At 44.6% G+C, this 19,124-nt stretch carries 19 protein-coding genes; 7 read left to right on the top strand and 12 right to left on the bottom strand.

Annotated features, from left to right (window positions below; genetic code table 11):
- Positions 1–150 precede the first annotated feature (150 nt).
- The 9 genes from priA to pepV form a co-directional block, all read right to left on the bottom strand.
- Positions 151–2,568 (bottom strand): primosomal protein N', encoded by a 2,418-nt coding sequence (priA, locus tag FGL80_RS05210; protein WP_055308191.1) that lies wholly within the window; start codon positions 2,566–2,568, stop codon positions 151–153.
- A gap of 75 nt (positions 2,569–2,643) precedes the next feature.
- On the bottom strand, positions 2,644–3,234 hold the full coding sequence (gene yihA, locus FGL80_RS05205) for a ribosome biogenesis GTP-binding protein YihA/YsxC (RefSeq protein WP_029509101.1): 591 nt from the start codon (positions 3,232–3,234) through the stop codon (positions 2,644–2,646).
- Between the two features lie 2 nt (positions 3,235–3,236).
- The gene (clpX, locus tag FGL80_RS05200) at positions 3,237–4,484 is read right to left on the bottom strand and encodes an ATP-dependent Clp protease ATP-binding subunit ClpX (protein ID WP_095652442.1); all 1,248 of its coding nucleotides are present in this window, start codon (positions 4,482–4,484) and stop codon (positions 3,237–3,239) included.
- Between the two features lie 163 nt (positions 4,485–4,647).
- Positions 4,648–5,943: a trigger factor gene (tig, locus tag FGL80_RS05195; protein ID WP_055308193.1), complete on the bottom strand. Its 1,296-nt coding sequence runs from the start codon at positions 5,941–5,943 to the stop codon at positions 4,648–4,650.
- A gap of 56 nt (positions 5,944–5,999) precedes the next feature.
- Entirely contained in the window at positions 6,000–7,349 is a 1,350-nt protein-coding gene (locus tag FGL80_RS05190; RefSeq protein WP_055308194.1) for a cytosine permease, read from the bottom strand.
- Between the two features lie 104 nt (positions 7,350–7,453).
- Entirely contained in the window at positions 7,454–8,599 is a 1,146-nt protein-coding gene (locus FGL80_RS05185; protein ID WP_055308195.1) for a nicotinamide-nucleotide adenylyltransferase, read from the bottom strand.
- Positions 8,600–8,794: 195 nt separating this feature from the next.
- Positions 8,795–9,466 (bottom strand): alpha/beta hydrolase, encoded by a 672-nt coding sequence (locus FGL80_RS05180; protein ID WP_244297901.1) that lies wholly within the window; start codon positions 9,464–9,466, stop codon positions 8,795–8,797.
- A gap of 34 nt (positions 9,467–9,500) precedes the next feature.
- Complete coding sequence (locus FGL80_RS05175; protein ID WP_055308196.1) at positions 9,501–10,475, bottom strand: ring-cleaving dioxygenase; 975 nt, start codon at positions 10,473–10,475, stop codon at positions 9,501–9,503.
- Positions 10,476–10,627: 152 nt separating this feature from the next.
- Positions 10,628–12,043 (bottom strand): dipeptidase PepV, encoded by a 1,416-nt coding sequence (gene pepV, locus FGL80_RS05170; protein ID WP_055308197.1) that lies wholly within the window; start codon positions 12,041–12,043, stop codon positions 10,628–10,630.
- Positions 12,044–12,346: 303 nt separating this feature from the next.
- On the opposite strand from pepV, the gene FGL80_RS09045 reads away from it, so the two are divergent.
- The 3 genes from FGL80_RS09045 to FGL80_RS05160 are packed head-to-tail and all read left to right on the top strand — an operon-like array spanning position 12,347 to position 14,232.
- Entirely contained in the window at positions 12,347–12,517 is a 171-nt protein-coding gene (locus FGL80_RS09045) for a hypothetical protein (protein ID WP_010005620.1), read from the top strand.
- A 53-nt stretch (positions 12,518–12,570) separates the two neighbouring features.
- A complete protein-coding gene (locus FGL80_RS05165; protein ID WP_055308198.1) occupies positions 12,571–13,395 on the top strand; it encodes an NAD(P)H-hydrate dehydratase in 825 nt (274 codons plus the stop codon).
- An 18-nt stretch (positions 13,396–13,413) separates the two neighbouring features.
- Entirely contained in the window at positions 13,414–14,232 is an 819-nt protein-coding gene (locus FGL80_RS05160) for an exodeoxyribonuclease III (RefSeq protein WP_055308199.1), read from the top strand.
- 28 nt (positions 14,233–14,260) lie between these two features.
- Here FGL80_RS05160 and FGL80_RS05155 read toward each other — a convergent pair whose 3' ends face one another.
- Genes FGL80_RS05155 through tsaE form a run of 3 tightly spaced genes read right to left on the bottom strand, consistent with a single transcriptional unit; the run spans position 14,261 to position 15,745 of the window.
- Positions 14,261–14,794 (bottom strand): 3'-5' exonuclease, encoded by a 534-nt coding sequence (locus FGL80_RS05155; RefSeq protein WP_029509089.1) that lies wholly within the window; start codon positions 14,792–14,794, stop codon positions 14,261–14,263.
- 13 nt (positions 14,795–14,807) lie between these two features.
- Positions 14,808–15,299 (bottom strand): GNAT family N-acetyltransferase, encoded by a 492-nt coding sequence (locus tag FGL80_RS05150; protein WP_055308200.1) that lies wholly within the window; start codon positions 15,297–15,299, stop codon positions 14,808–14,810.
- Positions 15,296–15,745, bottom strand: a complete 450-nt coding sequence (tsaE, locus tag FGL80_RS05145; protein WP_010002010.1) for a tRNA (adenosine(37)-N6)-threonylcarbamoyltransferase complex ATPase subunit type 1 TsaE — start codon at positions 15,743–15,745, stop codon at positions 15,296–15,298. The genes FGL80_RS05150 and tsaE overlap by 4 nt, the downstream gene beginning before the upstream one ends.
- A gap of 97 nt (positions 15,746–15,842) precedes the next feature.
- Between tsaE and pncB the strand changes: the two genes are divergently transcribed.
- From pncB to FGL80_RS05125, 4 genes are all read left to right on the top strand, one after another.
- Positions 15,843–17,192: a nicotinate phosphoribosyltransferase gene (gene pncB / locus FGL80_RS05140; protein WP_147001837.1), complete on the top strand. Its 1,350-nt coding sequence runs from the start codon at positions 15,843–15,845 to the stop codon at positions 17,190–17,192.
- Between the two features lies 1 nt (position 17,193).
- Positions 17,194–18,018, top strand: a complete 825-nt coding sequence (gene nadE, locus FGL80_RS05135) for an ammonia-dependent NAD(+) synthetase (protein ID WP_055308202.1) — start codon at positions 17,194–17,196, stop codon at positions 18,016–18,018.
- Between the two features lie 27 nt (positions 18,019–18,045).
- Complete coding sequence (locus tag FGL80_RS05130; protein ID WP_055308203.1) at positions 18,046–18,735, top strand: MucBP domain-containing protein; 690 nt, start codon at positions 18,046–18,048, stop codon at positions 18,733–18,735.
- A gap of 160 nt (positions 18,736–18,895) precedes the next feature.
- Positions 18,896–19,084, top strand: a complete 189-nt coding sequence (locus tag FGL80_RS05125; protein ID WP_172792726.1) for an IS3 family transposase — start codon at positions 18,896–18,898, stop codon at positions 19,082–19,084.
- Positions 19,085–19,124: the final 40 nt, after the last annotated feature.

Genomic DNA, 19,124 nt, shown 5'->3' with positions numbered 1-19,124 from the left:
TTCTTATCTGAATACCACGTCAACTCACCTGTTAACGTCGCGCTATCTTATCTGTCTAACCAAGATAGCTTGTTACACGAAAAAATACTCGTTATAACGAGTATTTTGATGTCCAATAGTCATTATAACATAAATTCTGTAACGTATTTGTCACATAAACGAGACTGGGTCGCGATCGATACTCAACTGTAAACCATCTTTGACCTTTTGCGCACGATTCTGTAATTCATCGAGCAAACTGTCTACACTATCACGTTTTTTTAATTTAAGAATAATTTGGAAATAATAACGATTGCGGAGCTTGGCAATCGGCTTGGGCGATGGCCCGAGGATAATCACATCGTCGCCAACACGGCGGCGCAGCCATTTCGCAATTTGAAACATTTGCTTAGCCGTTTCATTCTCCTCACTGTGACTGGCTTGAATTTGCACAGTGTAATAATACGGCGCGTAATTGCCAGTATGCCGTACCGCCATTTCTTGGCGATAAAACCCTTCATAATCATGCTGCTGAGCATACGTGATGGCATAGTGCTGCGGATTAAATGTCTGCACAATCACTTCACCCGCTTTTTGACCACGTCCCGCCCGACCACTGACTTGCGTGAGCAGTTGGAAGGTACGTTCACTGGCATGAAAGTCAGGTAGCCCTAAAGCCGTATCGGCATTCAACACCCCAACCAAGGTCACATCAGGAAAATCTAACCCTTTGGCGATCATCTGAGTCCCCAATAAAATATCGGCTTCGTGTGCCCCGAATTGTTGGAGCATACGATCCATACTCCCTTTCCGACGGGTCGTATCTTGGTCCATGCGCAACACGCGTGCTTCCGGTAAAATGTCAGCAAGTTCTGCAGCGACTTTTTCAGTTCCTGTCCCGTAATAGCGAATACGTTGTGAGCCACAACTTGGACAACGGTGCGGAATGGTTTCTTCATGCCCGCAATAATGGCATTTCAGCGTCTGTGAGTCCATATGCAGCGTCATGGCCAAATTACAATTAGGGTCTCGCGGCACATAGCCACAATCGCGGCACATGACAAAACTTGAAAATCCGCGTTTGTTCAGCATCAGCACTGATTGCTCACCACGCGCCAACCGATCCTTTAATTTTTCAAGCAATGGCGCTGAAAAATTGGTCTCCGGCCCGTCGGCAAGCATGGTCTTCATATCAACAATCGTAACAGGTGGCAAACTGGCCCCACCCGCACGCTGCGTCAGTTGCAAATGTTGATAAACACCGCGCTGGGCACGCGCCCGACTTTCTAATGATGGCGTTGCTGAACCCAAAATCACCGGAATTTGATGATATTTGCCACGCCACAGCGCAACATCACGTGCATGATAGCGTGGGTTATCCGTTTGCTTATACGTTGTTTCGTGTTCCTCATCAACAATAATTAAACCAAGATTAGTCAATGGTGCAAAAACTGCAGACCGTGCCCCGACCACGATTTTCACATCGCCACGTTCAATGCGGCGCCATTCATCATAACGTTCCCCATCAGACAAGCCAGAATGTAGTACGGCCGTCTGCGCGCCAAAACGTGACTTCACACGGCGCACCATTTGTGGGGTTAGCGCAATTTCTGGGACTAAAAATAATACCGTTTGGCCTTTATCAAACACATGCTGGGCCGCTTGGAGATAAACTTCTGTTTTCCCAGAACCGGTAATCCCTTCTAGCAAAAATGGCTGGTATTGCCCAGCATCAGCTGCTGTGGTGATTTGGTCAAAAGCAGTTTGTTGTTCCGCATTGAGTTTTAACGGTTGTGATGGCGCAATTGTCATCGCCGCAAATGGATCCCGCAATTGTTCAACCTGCTGTTTGGTCAACCATTGTGCTTGAACAGCTTGATTGAGCGTTGCGGCACTAACAGCCAATTGTTCTTGCAAGTCTTTTTTCAGCCACGTTTCACCTAAATGCCCCAAAATAAACTGTAATAAGGCTGCTTTTTTCTTTGCCGTACGTGATAATTCAGCGTATGCCGTTTCTAATATGTCGACATCATCACTTAACCGATAAGCCAACTGTGTTTTAACTTTTGCGCGATTACTAACGGTGATTGATTGCTCAATGCGATGCGTCCGCCGTAGTTGGGCAAATTTAGCAATGTCGTCATGAGACCAGTCACTAGCACGAAAAGTGATTTGGTCCAGCCCGCGAAACAAGCGATCCCGAACATCATCATCGACCTCATCAACTAGCGTCAAAACACGATCATAACTAGCTTTTAAGGCGTTTGGTAACATGGTTTGTAACACTGAGATTCTAAAGGCGAAAGTTTCTTGCGCTAAATCACTGGAGAGCGTCAGTAATTCCGTATTGAGCACTGGTGTTAAATCTAGTATCTGCGCAATTGGCCTCAGATTAGCCACCGTCTCTGGTGGCGTCTCTTGAAGCGCCACCACAAATCCCATCACATTACGCGCCCCAAAAGGCACGTCGACCCGCATACCTGGTTGTAGCGTGTCCTGCATGGCTTCTGGGATCAAGTACGTGTAGGGTTGATTCGTTTGCATTGTGGGCACATCCACAATGATTTGTGCATAACGTTGATTTGTCATACTTTAATTGTATCAGACGTGGCAAGTCTCTGGCAGGCGCCTGCCTAATAAAAAAACCAACAATCATGTTGGTTTCTACATCGTAATATGTGATTCAATCCATGACCACACTTGGTCTTTACCGTACTTCGTTTCTGACGAGAAGAATAAGAAATCACTGTCTTCTTCGTCAAACCCTAACGTGCGCTTAATATTAGCTTCGTATTTGTTAAACTTACTTTTTGAAATTTTATCGGCCTTTGTTGCCACAACCAAAATCGGAATATTATAGTAATGCAACCACTCATACATCGCAATATCATCCGCACTTGGATCATGTCGGGCATCAACTAAGCTAATTACACCACGCAATTGCTTACGTGACGTGATATATTCTTCAATCATCTGACCAAAAGCTTCACGTTGTTTCTTGGATACTTTGGCATAGCCATACCCAGGCACGTCGACGAAATACAGTTGGTCTTCGACATTGTAAAAATTAAGCGTTTGCGTTTTACCCGGCTGTGATGAAGTACGGGCAAAATTTTTACGCTGAATTAACGTATTTGTCAAAGATGACTTACCAACATTTGAGCGACCAACTAAAGCAATTTCCGGCTTACCGTCCGTTGGGTATTGGGCGGCTGACACCGCACTCATGACCATTTCAACATTGTGTACATCCATGATTAGTCCACCTTCTTCAAATGCAATTCTGGTTGCGCGCCATCCAAAACTGAGGCCTTGGTAATGACAACTTTTGCCACATCGTCACGACTTGGAATATCAAACATCACATCTTTCATGACATTTTCAATAATTGAACGTAACCCACGTGCACCAGTATGCCGCTTAATAGCTAATTCAGCCATTGCTTCTAACGCATCTGGTTGGAATTCTAGTGCCACATCATCTAAGCCCAAAAGTGCCTGGTATTGCTTAATCAAGGCGTTTTTTGGTTCTGTCAAAATGCGCACCAAATCAGACACTGTCAATTCATCCAAAACTGTCACAATTGGCAAACGGCCAATAAATTCTGGAATCAAACCAAACTTGATTAAGTCTTCTGGTTGCACATATTTGAGAATATTGTCATCATCCAACGCAGCGGCATTTTCATTAGCATGTGAGCCAAAGCCAATCACACGTTCACCCAAACGTTCCTTGATAATCGTATCAATCCCAGCAAACGCCCCACCAACAATAAACAAAATGTTGGTTGTATCGACTTGAATCAACTCTTGTTGCGGATGCTTACGCCCACCTTGAGGTGGCACGCTAGCAATCGTGCCTTCAAGCATCTTTAGCAAAGCCTGTTGCACCCCTTCACCTGACACATCACGCGTGATAGAAACGTTTTCTGACTTTTTGGCAATTTTGTCAATTTCATCCACGTAAATGATACCGCGTTGGGCAGCCTCAATATCAAAGTTAGCAGCCTGGAGCAACTTCAAAATAATATTTTCAACGTCTTCACCGACATAACCGGCTTCCGTCAAAGTTGTGGCATCCGCAATGGCGAATGGGACGTTCAAAATACGTGCCAAACTTTGGGCCAAATACGTCTTACCTGAACCAGTTGGCCCAATCAAAGCAATGTTTGACTTTTGCAATTCAACATCAGTCGTGGGCGCAAAGTGTTCATTAATCCGCTTATAGTGGTTATAAACCGCCACGGCCAATGTTTTCTTTGCATCTTCTTGACCAATGACGTAATCATTTAATTGTGCCACAATTTCATGTGGTGTAGGCAATGACAAAGCGGTAACTGCTTGTTCAACCGTCAATTCTTCATTGATAATATTTTGAGCTAAGGCTACGCATTCATTACAAATATAAATACCGTTTGGCCCAGCGACAATATTGTTGACTTCACTCGCAGATTTGCCACAAAAACTACAATAAATTTCTTCTTCAAAACCTGGTGTCTGCGCCATATTTTTTTCCTTTAAATATAATCGTTCAAAACAATTTTTAACTAATTGTCAATACTATCTATTTTAACAGATTAGTCGTGACAGCATGGCTTAAATCCATCTACTTTTAGCTCACCTTGTCAACGCGACAAAATAAAAAAGCCCTACGGGCTTTTTTAAAGGCTTACTTTGCCTTTGCAGAGTCAGTAATCTTCTTGATTACTTCACGCATTGCAATGTCATGCTTCAACAATGAGTCTGACAATGTGGCACGGATTTGTGCTGGATCCATGTTGTATTGTGCAGCCAAGTTGTTCACTTCTTCAGTGATTTGTTCTTCAGTTGGGTCGATGCCTTCAGCCTTCACAATCGCTTCAAGTACCAAGTTTGTCTTGACACGTGTTGCGGCACCTTCTTCGAATTGCTTGTGCAAGTCATCTTCAGTTTGACCTGAGATTTGGAAGAACATGTCACGTGAAATACCTTGTTGTTGCAATTGACCCAAGTATTGGTCGATTTGACGATGTACGTCTTCTTCGATCATTGCTTCAGGAATTTCATCGCCATCAACTGATGCGTTTTCAACAGCCTTTGTGATGACAGCATCTTCAAAGGCAGCTTGTGCAGCTTCAGCCTTTTGTTCTGACAACTTTTGACGTGTCTTTTCCTTCAATTCAGCCAATGTTTCAACTTCTTCGTCAACATCCTTGGCGAATTCGTCGTCCAATTCAGGCAATTCCTTACGCTTCAATTCGTGAATCTTCACTTCAAACAAAGCGTCCTTACCAGCTAAGTCAGCAGCTTGGTATTCTTCTGGGAATGTCACATGAACAGCCACTTCTTCACCAGCTGTGTGACCAACTAATTGGTCTTCAAAGCCAGGAATGAATTGACCTGAACCCAAAGTCAAGGCGAAGTCGTTGGCTTGACCACCAGCAAAGTGGTCGCCATCAACTGAACCATCAAAGTCAATCACAACTGTGTCGCCGTTTTCAGCCTTAACGTCAGCTTCTTGCAAAACAAGTTCAGCTTGACCTTCTTGCAAACGCTTGATTTCAGCATCCACATCAGCATCTGAAACTTCTGTGTCGGCTGCTTCAACTTCAAGGTTCAAGTAGTCACCCAACTCGATAGCAGGCGCAGTTGTCACTTCAGCCTTCAATTGCCAAGCTTCACCCTTGTTCATTGAAACGGGTTCGATGTTTGGACGACCAACTGGTGTAATACCAGCTTCTTCAATGGCAGCTTCATAAGCAGCTGGCAAGATAATGTCCATTGCTTCTTGATACAAAGCTTCTTCACCAAACTTTGAGAAGAACAATGCCTTTGTTACCTTACCCTTACGGAAACCAGGGACTGAAACTTGGTTCTTGTTGCGTTGGAAAGCTTGTTCCAAACCTTCTTCAACTTGTGCGCGTGAAATTTCAAATTCTAATGTGCCTTGGTTCTTTTGATCCGCAGCTGGTGTCCAGTTAGACATGATACGTCCTCCAAATGTTTTAAATACTTATTAATTTTAGCTTAAAAACCAGTAAATCACAACATTTTTGTCTGATTTCTAGAAACTGCGACATAAACAACGGCCGCAAAAATCATCGTGAGCCAATTTGAGCCAACCGTTTGGACAACAACCGGTACCTGTTGTAACACAAAGTAACACCCCATACTCAAAGCCCACACGATATAAGCACGGAGATTGAAGCCACCCGTATACCAATATGTTTTCCCTTGATTAAAGGCCGTTCGGTCGTAATTTTGCTTTTGAACAATGTAGAAGTCCGCCAACAAAATTGCAATTTCAGGTCCCAAAACCATCCCAATTAAATCTAAGAACCAGATAAATGTCTCAATGAAACCACCGACAATAAATGGAATAAAACTCATCAGTGTTGCCACAATGGTGACTAACCATAGACTTGGGGTGAGTTTTAATTTAGGCACAATATTATTTAACGCCGAACCAGCCGCCATTAAGTTAACAGCGTTAGCTGTCGTTGAGGTCAACATGATGACGATTAAGGCCAAGGCGCCAAGGCCAAGCTTAGCAGCTACCGTTGATGGATCTGAACTATTGGGATCAAACACTTGCGTCCAAACAGCGGCCGCAATAGTCGTCATCGCGCCGACAATGGCAAACCAATACAACCCAATCGTTGCGCCCAAAAATGGCGCCGTTGTTGCCGCCGATTTTTTATCAGCAAAGCGCGTGAAGTCAGCACCCGCTGTCACCCAAGCCAAATTAAAGGCAGCAAAGACATCTAAGGCTTTCCCAAATGGCAAATGGGCAGCTGATGGTGCCGTCCAAGTCATAATTTTTGACAAAGGCACTTCTTGTAACACCACAACAGTTTCCCAAATCACTAGTAAGATGACCAACACCATCCCCACCCGTTCAATCAAACGAACTGAGCGCTGTCCCAGCGAAATCGAAATTAAGTGCAACACGCCCATCACAGCTACCCCAATGAGCATCCCTTTCAGCCCACCTGGCTTAAAGTGTGCGGTACCAAACATGTTGCTCAGCAAATAGCTCACAGAAATGGCAGCAATGTAAGTATTAACAGCTGCCCACCCCATAAACTGAATCACATTAATCAACGATGGCCCAATCGATCCCCGTAAACCAAAGGCTGGCCGCATCAAATTCATCGTTGAAGCGCGCAGCTTGTAGCCCATGTAACCCACTAACGCCAAAAAAAGATAAGCTAGTGGCCCTGAAATCAAAATCACGCCAAGTGCCCCAGCAAAGCCTAACGCTGCTAAAACACCACCCATATACCATGTACCATTATTGGCATTGGCCCCAATCCACGTTGCCAATTGATCCCAAAAACCCATTTGTGACACGTGTTGTTCTGCCTTATTTCCTGCCCGTTGCGCTACCATAATCGCCTCCATTACATTGCATTTTAATCTTTATCATATCAAAATCTGAGCAGACGATGTTGTCTTTTTTGGCATAAAAAAAACCAACAGGGTTGGTTTCTCTTTTACTCTAAATGTTTGATATTGAAGCCAGTTCTTTCTTGAATGGCATCTAAGGCTTGTAAATAACGCGCATAGTAACCATACGGGTCATCACTATCTCCTTTGGCATCTAGTAAGACCACTTTGTCCATAAAGCCATATTCATCAATAACGCGCATCAACGCGTGGTGGAACGCCCAACGTGAGGCTTCATCTGCTGTTGACATATTACGAAAACCATCATCAACGTATGGTGTGACTGGTGGAATGACCAAAATCAAATCAATTTGTTCTTCACTAATCGTATTATCAAATAATGGTTGCAGCTGCGCCCGATCGGCCTCGTCCAACCACATGTCAGCATATACTTTAGTCACCATCGCATCCGTATCAAAAATCGTTAACCCGTTATTGGCCGGCGAATTAATTTCACGCGAATTCGCATCATATTGGCCTTGAATCAGCCGAATATAATCTTTCACAATTAACTCATTATCGCTCACATTTGATCGCTCTTGATATTCGCGGGCGTATTCCTCTGAAAACGGTGAGTTACTCGTCCGCGCCAGACGGCGGACCAAAGTTGATTTACCGGTTGAGGCCGATCCCATGACCGTCACTTTTTTGGTAAAATGTCGACGGAAAACACGGTTAATATAATCCCAGTTGGCAATCGGATCCTTACGAATTTCTGTCGCTGAAATTTTTAAAACAGTGCGATCCATCAAGCTGACTTTAAACTGACCAGTTTGGGGTAAGCGCTTTTCCAGCTCTACCTTATAATCTGGTTCGCCAGTATAAAAAGTAATCTTGGCGTCTTGATTCACAATATTACGCTTCACTGTGGCCACTAAAGTGCGTGTCCACTCATCCCAACCATCAGGCATTTGAGGCATATTGTCTTCATTAATGTAATCAATTTTAATATCTGATTCATCACTAAAAGCTTCGCGTAAATAACGAAATCTTTTTTCAACGGGTAAGCCCATTTGATCACCACGATCACCAGTATAACCCGACGCAATCACCACCACGCCATCATTCAATGCCGCAGCCTTGTAGATTTCTGCTTGATGACCCACGTGCATTGGTGCCAAAGTACCAAAAAAAACGCCGATATTATCGCCTTCAAGATCATCCTTATAAAGATTTCCTGCAAAAGTTCTCATTTTATTTCATGTGTCGCGATGTTGCCAGTTTATAACCCGAGACTGAACCGATCAACGTACACATCCTCACTTTCCTATCTGTCAAAACAGTATCTCATAGCATAACATGCAATACTTGTCATCAATTATAACAAGTTCCCTGCAACACGCCAACTGCACTACGATGTCATCCCTAAGATACTTTGTTTGATGAGGTTAGATATCACGTTGTTGGGCTTTAAACCACGTCTGTGCCGCTTTGAGTTCAGCGTTTGTGAGATTGTGCGAACCGTCAGTTTGAAAAATTGACAGGTTTGCCCCTGCCTGATGTAAATTATCACGCATGGCGGCAAAGTTTTGTGGCGAAATCAACGGGTCTTGGGTGCCATAACTCAAAAACACCGGTATGCCGTCTAAATTTTGTGGTGCGGCAATCGCAGCGACTTGCATGGCATGTAATGCCATCACCTGTTTAAAAGGCGCTTGTGGCTGTGTTAACAAAGCATGAATGGCAATGTTAGCCCCGTTAGAAAATCCAACAGCAGTCATATCGGTAACGTTTAAGCGATACCGTTCAGCCAAACCAGTAATTGCCGCCACAAGCCATTGCGTTTCCTCAGCCAAAGAGGCTAAATCAAATACGCCAACGGCTTGTCGTTTGAAATAGCGATAATAACCATTTTCAACAACTCGGCCACGAATCGCTAAAATCGGATGATCCGGCGCTAAAAATTGGGCCACTTCAATTAAGGTCGTTTCATCCCCACCGGTCCCATGTAATAACACAAGCGGCGAGCGGTGTCGGTCACCCGAAATAAATAAATGCCGCACTTGGTCCAAATCATATGGTGATAGTGGTTGGTTGTTCGTCATATTTTGTTCATGCATAAAGTTATCATCCTTGCGCTTGTCTGTCATCCACTCAGGATTTTGGTGAATTAAAGTTTACCAAATGCGCTTCAATGTCAGCGCGCTGTGATTCCAAAAATGGCGGTAATTCAAGATGAATACCGGCTGTCTCATAGGTTTCATCAATCAGAAAGCCTGGTCCATTTGTGGCTAATTCAAACAAAATGCCTGGCATTGGTCGGAAATATTCAGATTTAAAATAGAAACGATCAACCAGTCCAGAATCATGCATCCCCAGTTGTTGCAGACGATCAATCCAATATTTTAACGCGGCGTCATCATCGACTGTAAACGCCAAATGGTGCACACTCCCATAACCTTGTGTCCCACTTGGGATAATACGCGACAATTGGGTAATCACTTGCGCCCCGTATCCTCCGTTATCAAATTCATACAATGTGTTATTGCCAGAAGTCGCAATTTTTTGCGCTGTCATGCTTTTGGTTAGCACAATGGTCATCGCTTGGTCATCGTTAACAGTTACAAACGCTGGTCCCAAGCCGACAATGGCATGCTCTGGCGCCACAGTTGCCTGTTGCCAAGGTTGATGGGCCTTGGTAACGGCATTTTGTCGTGGATTGGTCTCATCAGCAATCAGCGCATAACGTTGGCCATCAAAATCATAGAAATTAAGATAAGTAGCCCCAAAAAGGGTCACAGTTTGGTCATCGTAGCGAATGCCAAATTGCGTAAACCGCGCCCGCCAATAGTCAAATGATGCCAGGGTTGGTACACGAAAAGTCGTGCGTGAGATTTCATTCGTCCCAAAAGTCGCTTTTGGAAGCCCTGCAAAATCAAAAAACGTCAAAATACTCCCTGCTTCGCCTCGATCATCTGAAAAATATAAGTGATAGGTATGGACATCATCTTGGTTGACGGTTTTTTTAATTAAATGTAACCCCAGTTGGTTGGTAAAGAAATCCCAAATTTTAGGTGCACTGCTGGTAATGGCTGTGACATGATGAATGCCGCGAATTGTTGTTCCCATAGGTATGACCTACTTTCATAATCGTTATAGGCCTAACTATACAGGAAAAAAGACCCATAGCAAGTAATATGCTTACTTTTTGTAAGTTTATAACCACATGTTTTTTAGCCACTAAAAAAGTACGTCAGTGATCACTGACGTACTTCGGTTGTTTAATCTAAATTCGTAATTTCGGCAATGGCTTGCGCATAAATGGCAATTGAACGATACAAATCATCCAATAGCGCAAATTCATTGACTTGATGCATCGTATCTGGTGAATCAGGGAACAAGGCGCCAAACGCCACACCACGTGCCATCAAGCGGCCATAAGTCCCACCACCAATCACTTGGTCATGAGCTGGCAAACCAGTTTGGTCATGATAAACACGCAACAATGTTTCAACAATTGGATCAGTTGGGGCAACATAGTGTGGTACTTGCGCATGACCACCAATAGTTGGTGTCACATCCCAACCATTGAGTTGTGTGGCAAGACCGGCCACAATTTCATCAGGCGTGATGCCCTTTGGATAACGGAAGTTAAAGTTAATGAAGGCTTCTTGTCCAGCCACAAACTTTTGAATCCCAACGTTCATTGACAATGGCCCCATCACATCATCCGTATAATTCACGCCAAACTTTTCACCGATTGTGTCTTGATGAGCTGGTGTCCCTAGATATGTCAAGAATGACTTGGCTGTGCCACCAAAGTCAAAATTCTGCAAGAAGTTGGCCAAGTAAGTGCCGGCATTTTCACCCGTTTCAGGCATTGCCCCGTGCACTTGCTTACCATTCACGACAAACTTAATGTCATCACCATCAGTTTCAGCACTACCAGAAATTTGTGGGTTAGCTACCAAAAAGTCTTGGAAAGCGGCAACCAGGGCTTCAGCTTGTGCTGTGACGACAGTCGCACGCGCAATACCAGGCACCATATTTGTCCGCAGACCAGCTTCAAAGGCGACCAACTTCACTGAGCCACCGTTTGTCGCTTCGTCCTTAATCAAAACTTGGACATTCCCCTTTTCACCGTTGATAATTGGGAATTCGGCATCTGGTGAGAAACCAAAGACTGGGGCTGGTTCCACTTCAAAGTAACGTGTCATGCCTGTCCAGTCATTTTCTTCATCTGTCCCAAAGATCAAACGCACACGGCGCTTCAAAGGTACTTTCAAATCAGACAAAATCTTGAACGCATAATAAGCAGCCATTCCTGGTCCCTTATCATCTGAGGCGCCACGCGCAATGATTTTATCATCAGTGACAAATGGTACAAAGGGATCTGTTTCCCAACCTTCACCGGCCGGCATCACGTCGACGTGCGACAAAATTGCCACATATTCGTCAGCGTCTTTTGGCCCAATTTCGATGTAACCCACCAAGTTATCAATATTTTTTGTTGTGAAACCGTCGCGTTCAGCGATTGCTAACATCTTCAAAAGGGCATCTTTTGGTCCAGGACCAAGTGGTGCTTCTGGTGTTGCCTTTGAATCATCACGCACAGATTCAACCGCCAACAAGTCTTTTAAGTCTGTTATAAAATCATCTTGGCGTAAAGCCGTCTCGTGTTTCCAATCGATTGTCATGAGTTTAAAAACCTTTCAGTATGATATACCTTATTATACTATTGTCAATGATTATAGCAAATTATTGATAGTTTCTGCATAGACGCATCATTGTTTTTTAATAAATAGTTATTGCGCCAATAATTGTCGTCCCTGGTACTGCGTTTGTAAATGGCTGTTAAATCATTTAAAATGAAGGCAGTATGATTAAGTCAACGTGTCGATTTGGTTGGCCTAACACACGATTGGCCGGTTCATTCATGTTTGTTTTAGTTTAACGAACAGCACTGAAAATCCAACAACTCGTCTGATCAGGGAGAAATTATGAAGAAATCAATTTTATACACGACCATCTTTGCGATTATTTTAATGTTTGTATCACTTGTCAGTTGGATTTTAAAAGAAGATACCCTCGCGATTCTCACGGCTAATTTTGGTTTAGTGTTGTTAGCTGTCATGACGTTATGGGAAAATCGCAAAGATTTAACCCGCTAAGACTACCTTCATCTGTTTTTAACTGACAAAATTAAAACAATGAGGATTTGATTGTGAAGTCACTTACGGAAAAAATTTTAACACAAGTCATTACCAAGCGACCACCACACACTTATAAAGGTAGTTTTGGTCGTGTGCTCATCATCGGTGGCACCGTGCAATATGGTGGCGCCGTGATTATGAATGCGTTGGGCGCGGTTAATGCTGGGGCTGGTTTGGTCACGGTTGCCACAGATCCAGCGAATTTCACAGCTATTCATAGCCAACTACCTGAAGCAATGGTCGTTGATTTCAATGCCGACTTAACGGCTTTAATTCAGCAACACGACGTGATCTTAATTGGTTCTGGTTTAGGTGATCGTTTCGATATTTTGCAAGCCACATTTGCCGCCATCTACCCAAAACACATCTTAATCGTTGACGGTTCTGCTTTGACCCTGGTCGCCCAATACCACTTACCTTGGCCAAACTCACAGCTGGTCATCACCCCGCACCAAATGGAATGGCAACGTCTCAGTGGCGTCTCAATACCACAACAAGCCTTTGAAGCTTTTAACGTGCTAGCTTGCGGGAAATTCAATGTGCGGCCTATTCTGGTGCTCAAACAGTTCCATACGCAAATCTATACACCGACAGATATTTACGAGCTCACTATTGGTGGGCCACATCAAGCTGTGGGTGGAATGGGCGATACCCTAGCTGGTATTATTGCTGGCTTTGCGGCCCAATTTTTTGCAGTATCGCTCGCTGATGCCGTCCTAGCTGCCGTGTACACCCACTCTGCCATTGCTGATGAACTCGCAGAAACGCACTATATTACACGCCCCACAGCAATTAGTGACGCACTGCCCCGTTTCATGAAAAAATACGCTAAATAAGCCACAAAGGAACCCATCATGCACTTTATCTCTTGGAATATTGATTCAATTAATGCTGCCATCGAGCACAAATCAGCCCGTGGTGAAATGACTTGGGACGTGCTGCAAAAAATTGCTGCCCAACAACCTGACGTTTTTGCCATTCAGGAAACAAAACTCAAAGCCACCGGCCTCACCAAAAAGCAGGCTACCGTGTTAGCTGACCTTTTCCCTGACTATCAAATTTATGTCAACGCCAGTGACGCACGCTCAGGTTATTCAGGCACCATGATTCTGACACGTTTGACACCACTTGCCGTGACTTATCCAACCATTGGAGCGCCAGGTGAGATGGATCTTGAGGGTCGGATTATCACCTTGGAATTTGAGGACTTTTTTGTCTCAACCGTTTACACCCCAAATTCTGGTTCTGCGTTAGCACGTCTCGCTGATCGTGGTGCTTGGGATGATGCTTATCGCGCCTACATCTCATCACTAGATGCCCAAAAACCTGTGATTTTCAGTGGCGATATGAACGTCGCGCATCAAGAAATTGATTTGAAAAATCCCAAAACGAATCATAAGTCTGCTGGCTTTACCGATCAAGAACGCGAAAAGTTCACTGCGCTCTTGTCTGCTGGTTTCACTGATACCATGCGTGCCCAAAATCCAGATACTCCTGGTATTTATACTTGGTGGGCCCAAATTAGTAAAACCAGTAAAATTAATAATTCTGGTTGGCGAATCGATTACTACCTCGTCAGTGATCGCATTGCAGATAAAGTGACCGAAACAGCCGTGATTGACACAGGCTTACGTCAAGATCACGCACCTATCTCATTAAAAATGGCTTTCTAATCAAAATGACCTCACCGGCTGGGCGAGGTCATTTATTTTTGACAAAAGGTTTGAGACTAGCTGTCCCAAAATGTTGGTCTTGGTAAATTAAAATTTGCGCGGCTGCGACAGCATCATCCAGCGCATTGTGATGATGGTCTAACGTAATCCCAAGATTTTCAGCCACCGTGTTGAGCTTATGGTTACGGAAGTGCGGAAAAAGTTGCCGACTGCTACGCACAGTGTCTAACAACATATAGTGCGGTGCTTCAATCCCGTAATACGCCAATGTTCCCTGCAACACCCCATGGTCAAACGGCGCGTTATGGGCCACAACAAGCTTGTCTTCGGTAAATAGTGGCGCCACCTGCGCCCAAATTTCTGGAAACTTTGGCGCCTGCGCAACATCTTGTTCACGAATACCATGAATAGCGGTGTTGCGTGCACTGAAGTAAGTTTCTGGTTGAATCAAACTATAAAACTCATCCACCACTTCGTTTTGCCGAACAACCGCCAGGGCCATCGATACGGCAGAGTGTTTTTCATGATTCGCTGTTTCAAAATCCATTGCAACAAAATTCATCGTGTCCTCCTATTTAAGCCAAGTCCTTGACCATACGTTGCAATTGCGTGGCCCGCCCATTGGGTAACACGATAGCGACTGGTTCATCAACTGCTTGAAAACCAAACTTTTGATAAATATGTTGGGCGGGGTGATTATCCTGTTGCACATCCAACCAGACCTGATCTAAGCCAACGTGTTCAGCCCAATCGAGTAAGGCTGTTAAAAGACTTTGGCCTAAACCAGCCCCATGAAATTGTTCTAAAATCGCCATGCCAACTTCACCGTTTTCAATTGAACCAATGCCCACCGGTAAATTCAGCGCCCCTTGTTCAGCAATGAGTAACAACGTAATTGCCGGTCCGTCACTGACTTCGGGGATCACATCCCCATCACGGACACTCGTCACCAAAAACGTATCCGTTTCCGTCATCAATTGGTGAATGAGGGCCTGCCATTCAGCTGCACGTTCTAAGCTGGCCTCAGCTAGTTCAAAGGTAATCGGTTGGGTCAAATCAAATGTCATAGTTGTGCCTCAATCTTTTCAGCTGTACCTAAACCGTGAACTTGAATCGTCCGCACATCATCGTCATCACCACGCAAAAAGTTAAGGACAAGCCGATCATTTGGAAGTAAATCAGCCATAAATTGCGGCCACTCAATCAGGGTCACCCCATCCGTGCCGACATAATCTTCAAAACCTTGATCTTGCGCCCCTGTCTCTTCTAAGCGATAAGCATCAAAATGATAAATTGGAAAATCGCGGGCCACATAGGTATTCATAATATTAAAAGTGGGGCTTTTCACGCGTGCGCGTACGCCAAGTTCACGCGCAAATCCTTGCGTAAAGGTGGTCTTACCGGCCCCTAAATCACCTTGCAAGGTAATCACTAAACCAGGATAAGCGAGTTTGGCTAAACGTGCTGCAAACTGTTGGGTTTCGTTTGAATTGTTTGTCAAAATTTCTGTCATGTTTCTATTATATCACGGCTTTTACGAGATATTTTTTCTACGATAAGACCCCTGTTTTTTTGCTATAATGGGTTTAATAATTTTAAAGGAAATCACCATGATTTATCCAGACGATTCACTGACTTTACATACCGATCTGTATCAGATCAACATGATTTATACCTATTGGCAAGCGGGCATTGCGCAACAACCCGTCGTTTTTGAAGCCTATTTTAGAAACCGGCCATTTAACAACGGCTATGTGCTCTTTGCTGGTCTGGCACATGCCGTTAATTATCTTGAAAATCTGACCTTTACCACTAGCGATATTGATTATTTGCGTCATTTGTCACTTTATCCAGAAGACTTCCTAACTTATCTGGCTAATTGGCGCTTAACGGCCACAATTCGGGCACCACATGAAGGTGAAGTCATGTTTGCCCAAGAACCGTTATTGCAAGTTGAAGGGCCCTTGGTCGATGCGCAATTACTCGAAACTGCCCTCCTCAACATGATTAACTTCCAAACGTTGATTGCCACTAAAGCAGCCCGTGTCCGAACAGCAGCTGGGCAAGATCCTCTGATGGAATTTGGCACACGACGCGCCCAAGAACTTGATGCGGCCCTTTGGGGTACCCGCGCAGCATTTATCGGTGGCTTTAATGCCACTTCCAATGTGCGCGCAGGAAAATTATTTGACCTACCAGTCGCTGGTACCCATGCCCATGCGTTAGTACAAGCCTATCAAGATGACTATACGGCCTTTAAAGCGTACGCTAACACCCATCACGATGTCGTCTTCCTCGTTGACACCTTTGACACCCTCAACTCTGGTGTGCCAAATGCCATTAAGGTGGCTAAAGAATTTGGCGACCGGATTAACTTCCAGGGCGTACGCCTTGATTCTGGCGACATGGTAGCCCTATCTCAAGCTATTCGCCAGCAGCTAGATGCGGCTGGTTTCCCATCAGCCAAAATATATGCATCTAATGATTTAGATGAGTACACGATTACTGATTTAAAAGCCCGTGGGGCACAAATTGATGTTTGGGGTGTGGGGACGAAACTGATCACCGCTTATGACCAACCCGCATTAGGTGCAGTTTACAAAATGGTCAATATTGCTGGTCAAAATACGATTAAGCTCTCTGATGATCGCGATAAAATTTCTACGCCTGGTAAAAAGCAAATTTGGCGGACGCGTACTGGTGATGTCTTAAGTTTTGCTGACGAAACACAGGACGGCACCCCACTGCTCCAAGATATTTTTGTTGCTGGCCAGCGTGTTTATACGCTACCAAGTTTGGCTGATAGTCAAGCCTACGCCAATCAACGTTTGGCAGCAATTGACCCACAGTTCAAGCGTTTAGACCAACCAGCAACCTATCCGGTTACCTTATCCCCAGCACTTGCTGCAGCCAAAAACGCAGCGATTAATGCAGTCCAGCACAATCTCCAGGAGAAGTAATATGCGTCCCTTACAAGCCAAAATCATTGCCGATTTACACGTTCAACCAACCATTGATCCCGCACTTGAAGTGCGCCGTTCTGTAGATTTTTTAAAAAATTATTTGTTACAAAATCCACAATATACGAGCTATGTGATTGCCGTCTCTGGTGGCCAAGATTCAACCCTCGCTGGTAAACTCGCGCGTCTGGCAACACAAGAACTGACTGCGGAAACCGATCAAACCTATCAACTCATTGCCATTAGACAACCTTATGGTCAGCAATTAGATGAGCCAGATGCTTTAGCAGCTCTAGCCTTTATCGATGCTGATCGCGTGATCACAACCAATATTAAAGCAGCAACTGATGCCATGACTGTGGCACTTCGTGACAGTGGTTTGGTAGTTGATGACCTGAGTCGTGGGTCAATCAAACCTAAAATGCGGATGATTGCCCAATATGCAGTTGCCCGCGAATATCAGGGCGTGGTAATTGGGACGGATCATGCTGCCGAAGCTTTTGCTGGTTTCTTTACTAAGTACGGTGATGGCGGCACTGACATCAATCCCCTTTGGCGTTTAAATAAGCGACAAGGTCGCGCGATGTTACAAGCATTAGCGGCGCCAGCGGCACTTTATGAAAAAGTACCAACGGCTGATTTGGAAGATGATCGCCCACAATTACCAGATGAAGTCGCACTCGGCGTCTCTTATGACGTTATCGATGACTATCTTGAAGGCCAAACCGTCCCCGCTGCACTCGCTGAAAAAATTGAAGCCTTATATTTGGCCAGTGCCCATAAACGTCACGAACCCGTCACGATTTATGACACGTGGTTCTACTAAACACCACACAACAAGGAGGGTTAAATAATGACAAATGAATCACCCGTTTGGGTTTATTACGAGGACATTGCCACCCAAGCAACACTCATGCCCCCAACGCGTCTAGATGGTGGCGTTGGTGAGCCTTATAGCGTGACGGTCCCTGAAATTACCAATTACACCTACGTTGATGCCTCTGGTGATCTCAACAGTATTTTTGGTAATTTACCACAATCATTGCATCTCTATTTCCGCCCAAGCAATTGGCGGGATGCCCATCGTATCACCATGTATATTGCCGTTCAAGCTGATATGTTGGCCTATGAAGCACCTGACGATCAGGCAGCTGTGAGCGCCAATATTCCGGTCGGCAGTTTTTGGGCGACGCCACTCCGTGTCATCACGGCCAATGGCCAATTCTGGTACCAAATTGGCGATCATGCCTGGCTACGGTACGAAGCGCATCTCATGGTACTTTCGGACACGGCGCCAAATGCCGAAAATATTCATTACATTCAGGCCCATGCCGTAGCTAACGACCAACCCAATGCCATTGTCAATTTCTTGCCAAATCAAGCTACTGAAGTCTTTGCCGAACCTTACGGTTTGCCAATTGGCAGTGTCGCCGATGGTGATTTTGTCGCCATCATTAACGAACAACACCACGACAACGGCATTACCTGGTACGAACTGGCCCATCACGGCTGGATTAACAGTCTATATATTAATAAGCTATAACAAAATCACTACGAGAGACATCAGTCTTTGTGTCACAACGCCCCATAACCGTCCAAAGTTATAGGGGTTTTTTCTTTGCCTATTTTTTCATATGAGTTCATTCTATAACAACTGTGTTTTCCAGAGCATGCGTCGTAAAGCAACATGCCTGGATAATGCTATGGCCGAGAGTATCTTCCATATCGTAAAAGTTGGAACGGTACACAACAATCACTATCCGAGTTATGACGAACTAAAATCCGCCGTAACTGACTATGTTGATTACTACAACAAAAAGCGGATTAAAACAAAACTGGCCGGAAAGACACCGGTGCAATACCGATATCTTTTCGACCAGTTAGCCGCTTAAACTTCGCTCCAACTTATGGGGTTCAGTTCACTTTTTTGTG

Source organism: Leuconostoc lactis (assembly GCF_007954625.1).
Lineage (GTDB): Bacteria > Bacillota > Bacilli > Lactobacillales > Lactobacillaceae > Leuconostoc > Leuconostoc lactis_A.
Note: the sequence above shows the minus strand (reverse complement) of the source record. Positions and strands in the feature narration are given on the sequence as shown.

What these genes read in the sequence shown, in the direction of transcription:
- priA (WP_055308191.1), bottom strand. Translation starts at nt 2,568, where the DNA reads ATGACAAATCAACGTTATGCACAAATCATTGTGGATGTGCCCACAATG.
- yihA (WP_029509101.1), bottom strand. Translation starts at nt 3,234, where the DNA reads ATGGATGTACACAATGTTGAAATGGTCATGAGTGCGGTGTCAGCCGCC.
- clpX (WP_095652442.1), bottom strand. Translation starts at nt 4,484, where the DNA reads ATGGCGCAGACACCAGGTTTTGAAGAAGAAATTTATTGTAGTTTTTGT.
- tig (WP_055308193.1), bottom strand. Translation starts at nt 5,943, where the DNA reads ATGTCTAACTGGACACCAGCTGCGGATCAAAAGAACCAAGGCACATTA.
- FGL80_RS05190 (WP_055308194.1), bottom strand. Translation starts at nt 7,349, where the DNA reads ATGGTAGCGCAACGGGCAGGAAATAAGGCAGAACAACACGTGTCACAA.
- FGL80_RS05185 (WP_055308195.1), bottom strand. Translation starts at nt 8,599, where the DNA reads ATGAGAACTTTTGCAGGAAATCTTTATAAGGATGATCTTGAAGGCGAT.
- FGL80_RS05180 (WP_244297901.1), bottom strand. Translation starts at nt 9,466, where the DNA reads ATGCATGAACAAAATATGACGAACAACCAACCACTATCACCATATGAT.
- FGL80_RS05175 (WP_055308196.1), bottom strand. Translation starts at nt 10,475, where the DNA reads ATGGGAACAACAATTCGCGGCATTCATCATGTCACAGCCATTACCAGC.
- pepV (WP_055308197.1), bottom strand. Translation starts at nt 12,043, where the DNA reads ATGACAATCGATTGGAAACACGAGACGGCTTTACGCCAAGATGATTTT.
- FGL80_RS09045 (WP_010005620.1), top strand. Translation starts at nt 12,347, where the DNA reads ATGAAGAAATCAATTTTATACACGACCATCTTTGCGATTATTTTAATG.
- FGL80_RS05160 (WP_055308199.1), top strand. Translation starts at nt 13,414, where the DNA reads ATGCACTTTATCTCTTGGAATATTGATTCAATTAATGCTGCCATCGAG.
- FGL80_RS05155 (WP_029509089.1), bottom strand. Translation starts at nt 14,794, where the DNA reads ATGAATTTTGTTGCAATGGATTTTGAAACAGCGAATCATGAAAAACAC.
- FGL80_RS05150 (WP_055308200.1), bottom strand. Translation starts at nt 15,299, where the DNA reads ATGACATTTGATTTGACCCAACCGATTACCTTTGAACTAGCTGAGGCC.
- tsaE (WP_010002010.1), bottom strand. Translation starts at nt 15,745, where the DNA reads ATGACAGAAATTTTGACAAACAATTCAAACGAAACCCAACAGTTTGCA.
- pncB (WP_147001837.1), top strand. Translation starts at nt 15,843, where the DNA reads ATGATTTATCCAGACGATTCACTGACTTTACATACCGATCTGTATCAG.
- nadE (WP_055308202.1), top strand. Translation starts at nt 17,194, where the DNA reads ATGCGTCCCTTACAAGCCAAAATCATTGCCGATTTACACGTTCAACCA.
- FGL80_RS05130 (WP_055308203.1), top strand. Translation starts at nt 18,046, where the DNA reads ATGACAAATGAATCACCCGTTTGGGTTTATTACGAGGACATTGCCACC.
- FGL80_RS05125 (WP_172792726.1), top strand. Translation starts at nt 18,896, where the DNA reads ATGGCCGAGAGTATCTTCCATATCGTAAAAGTTGGAACGGTACACAAC.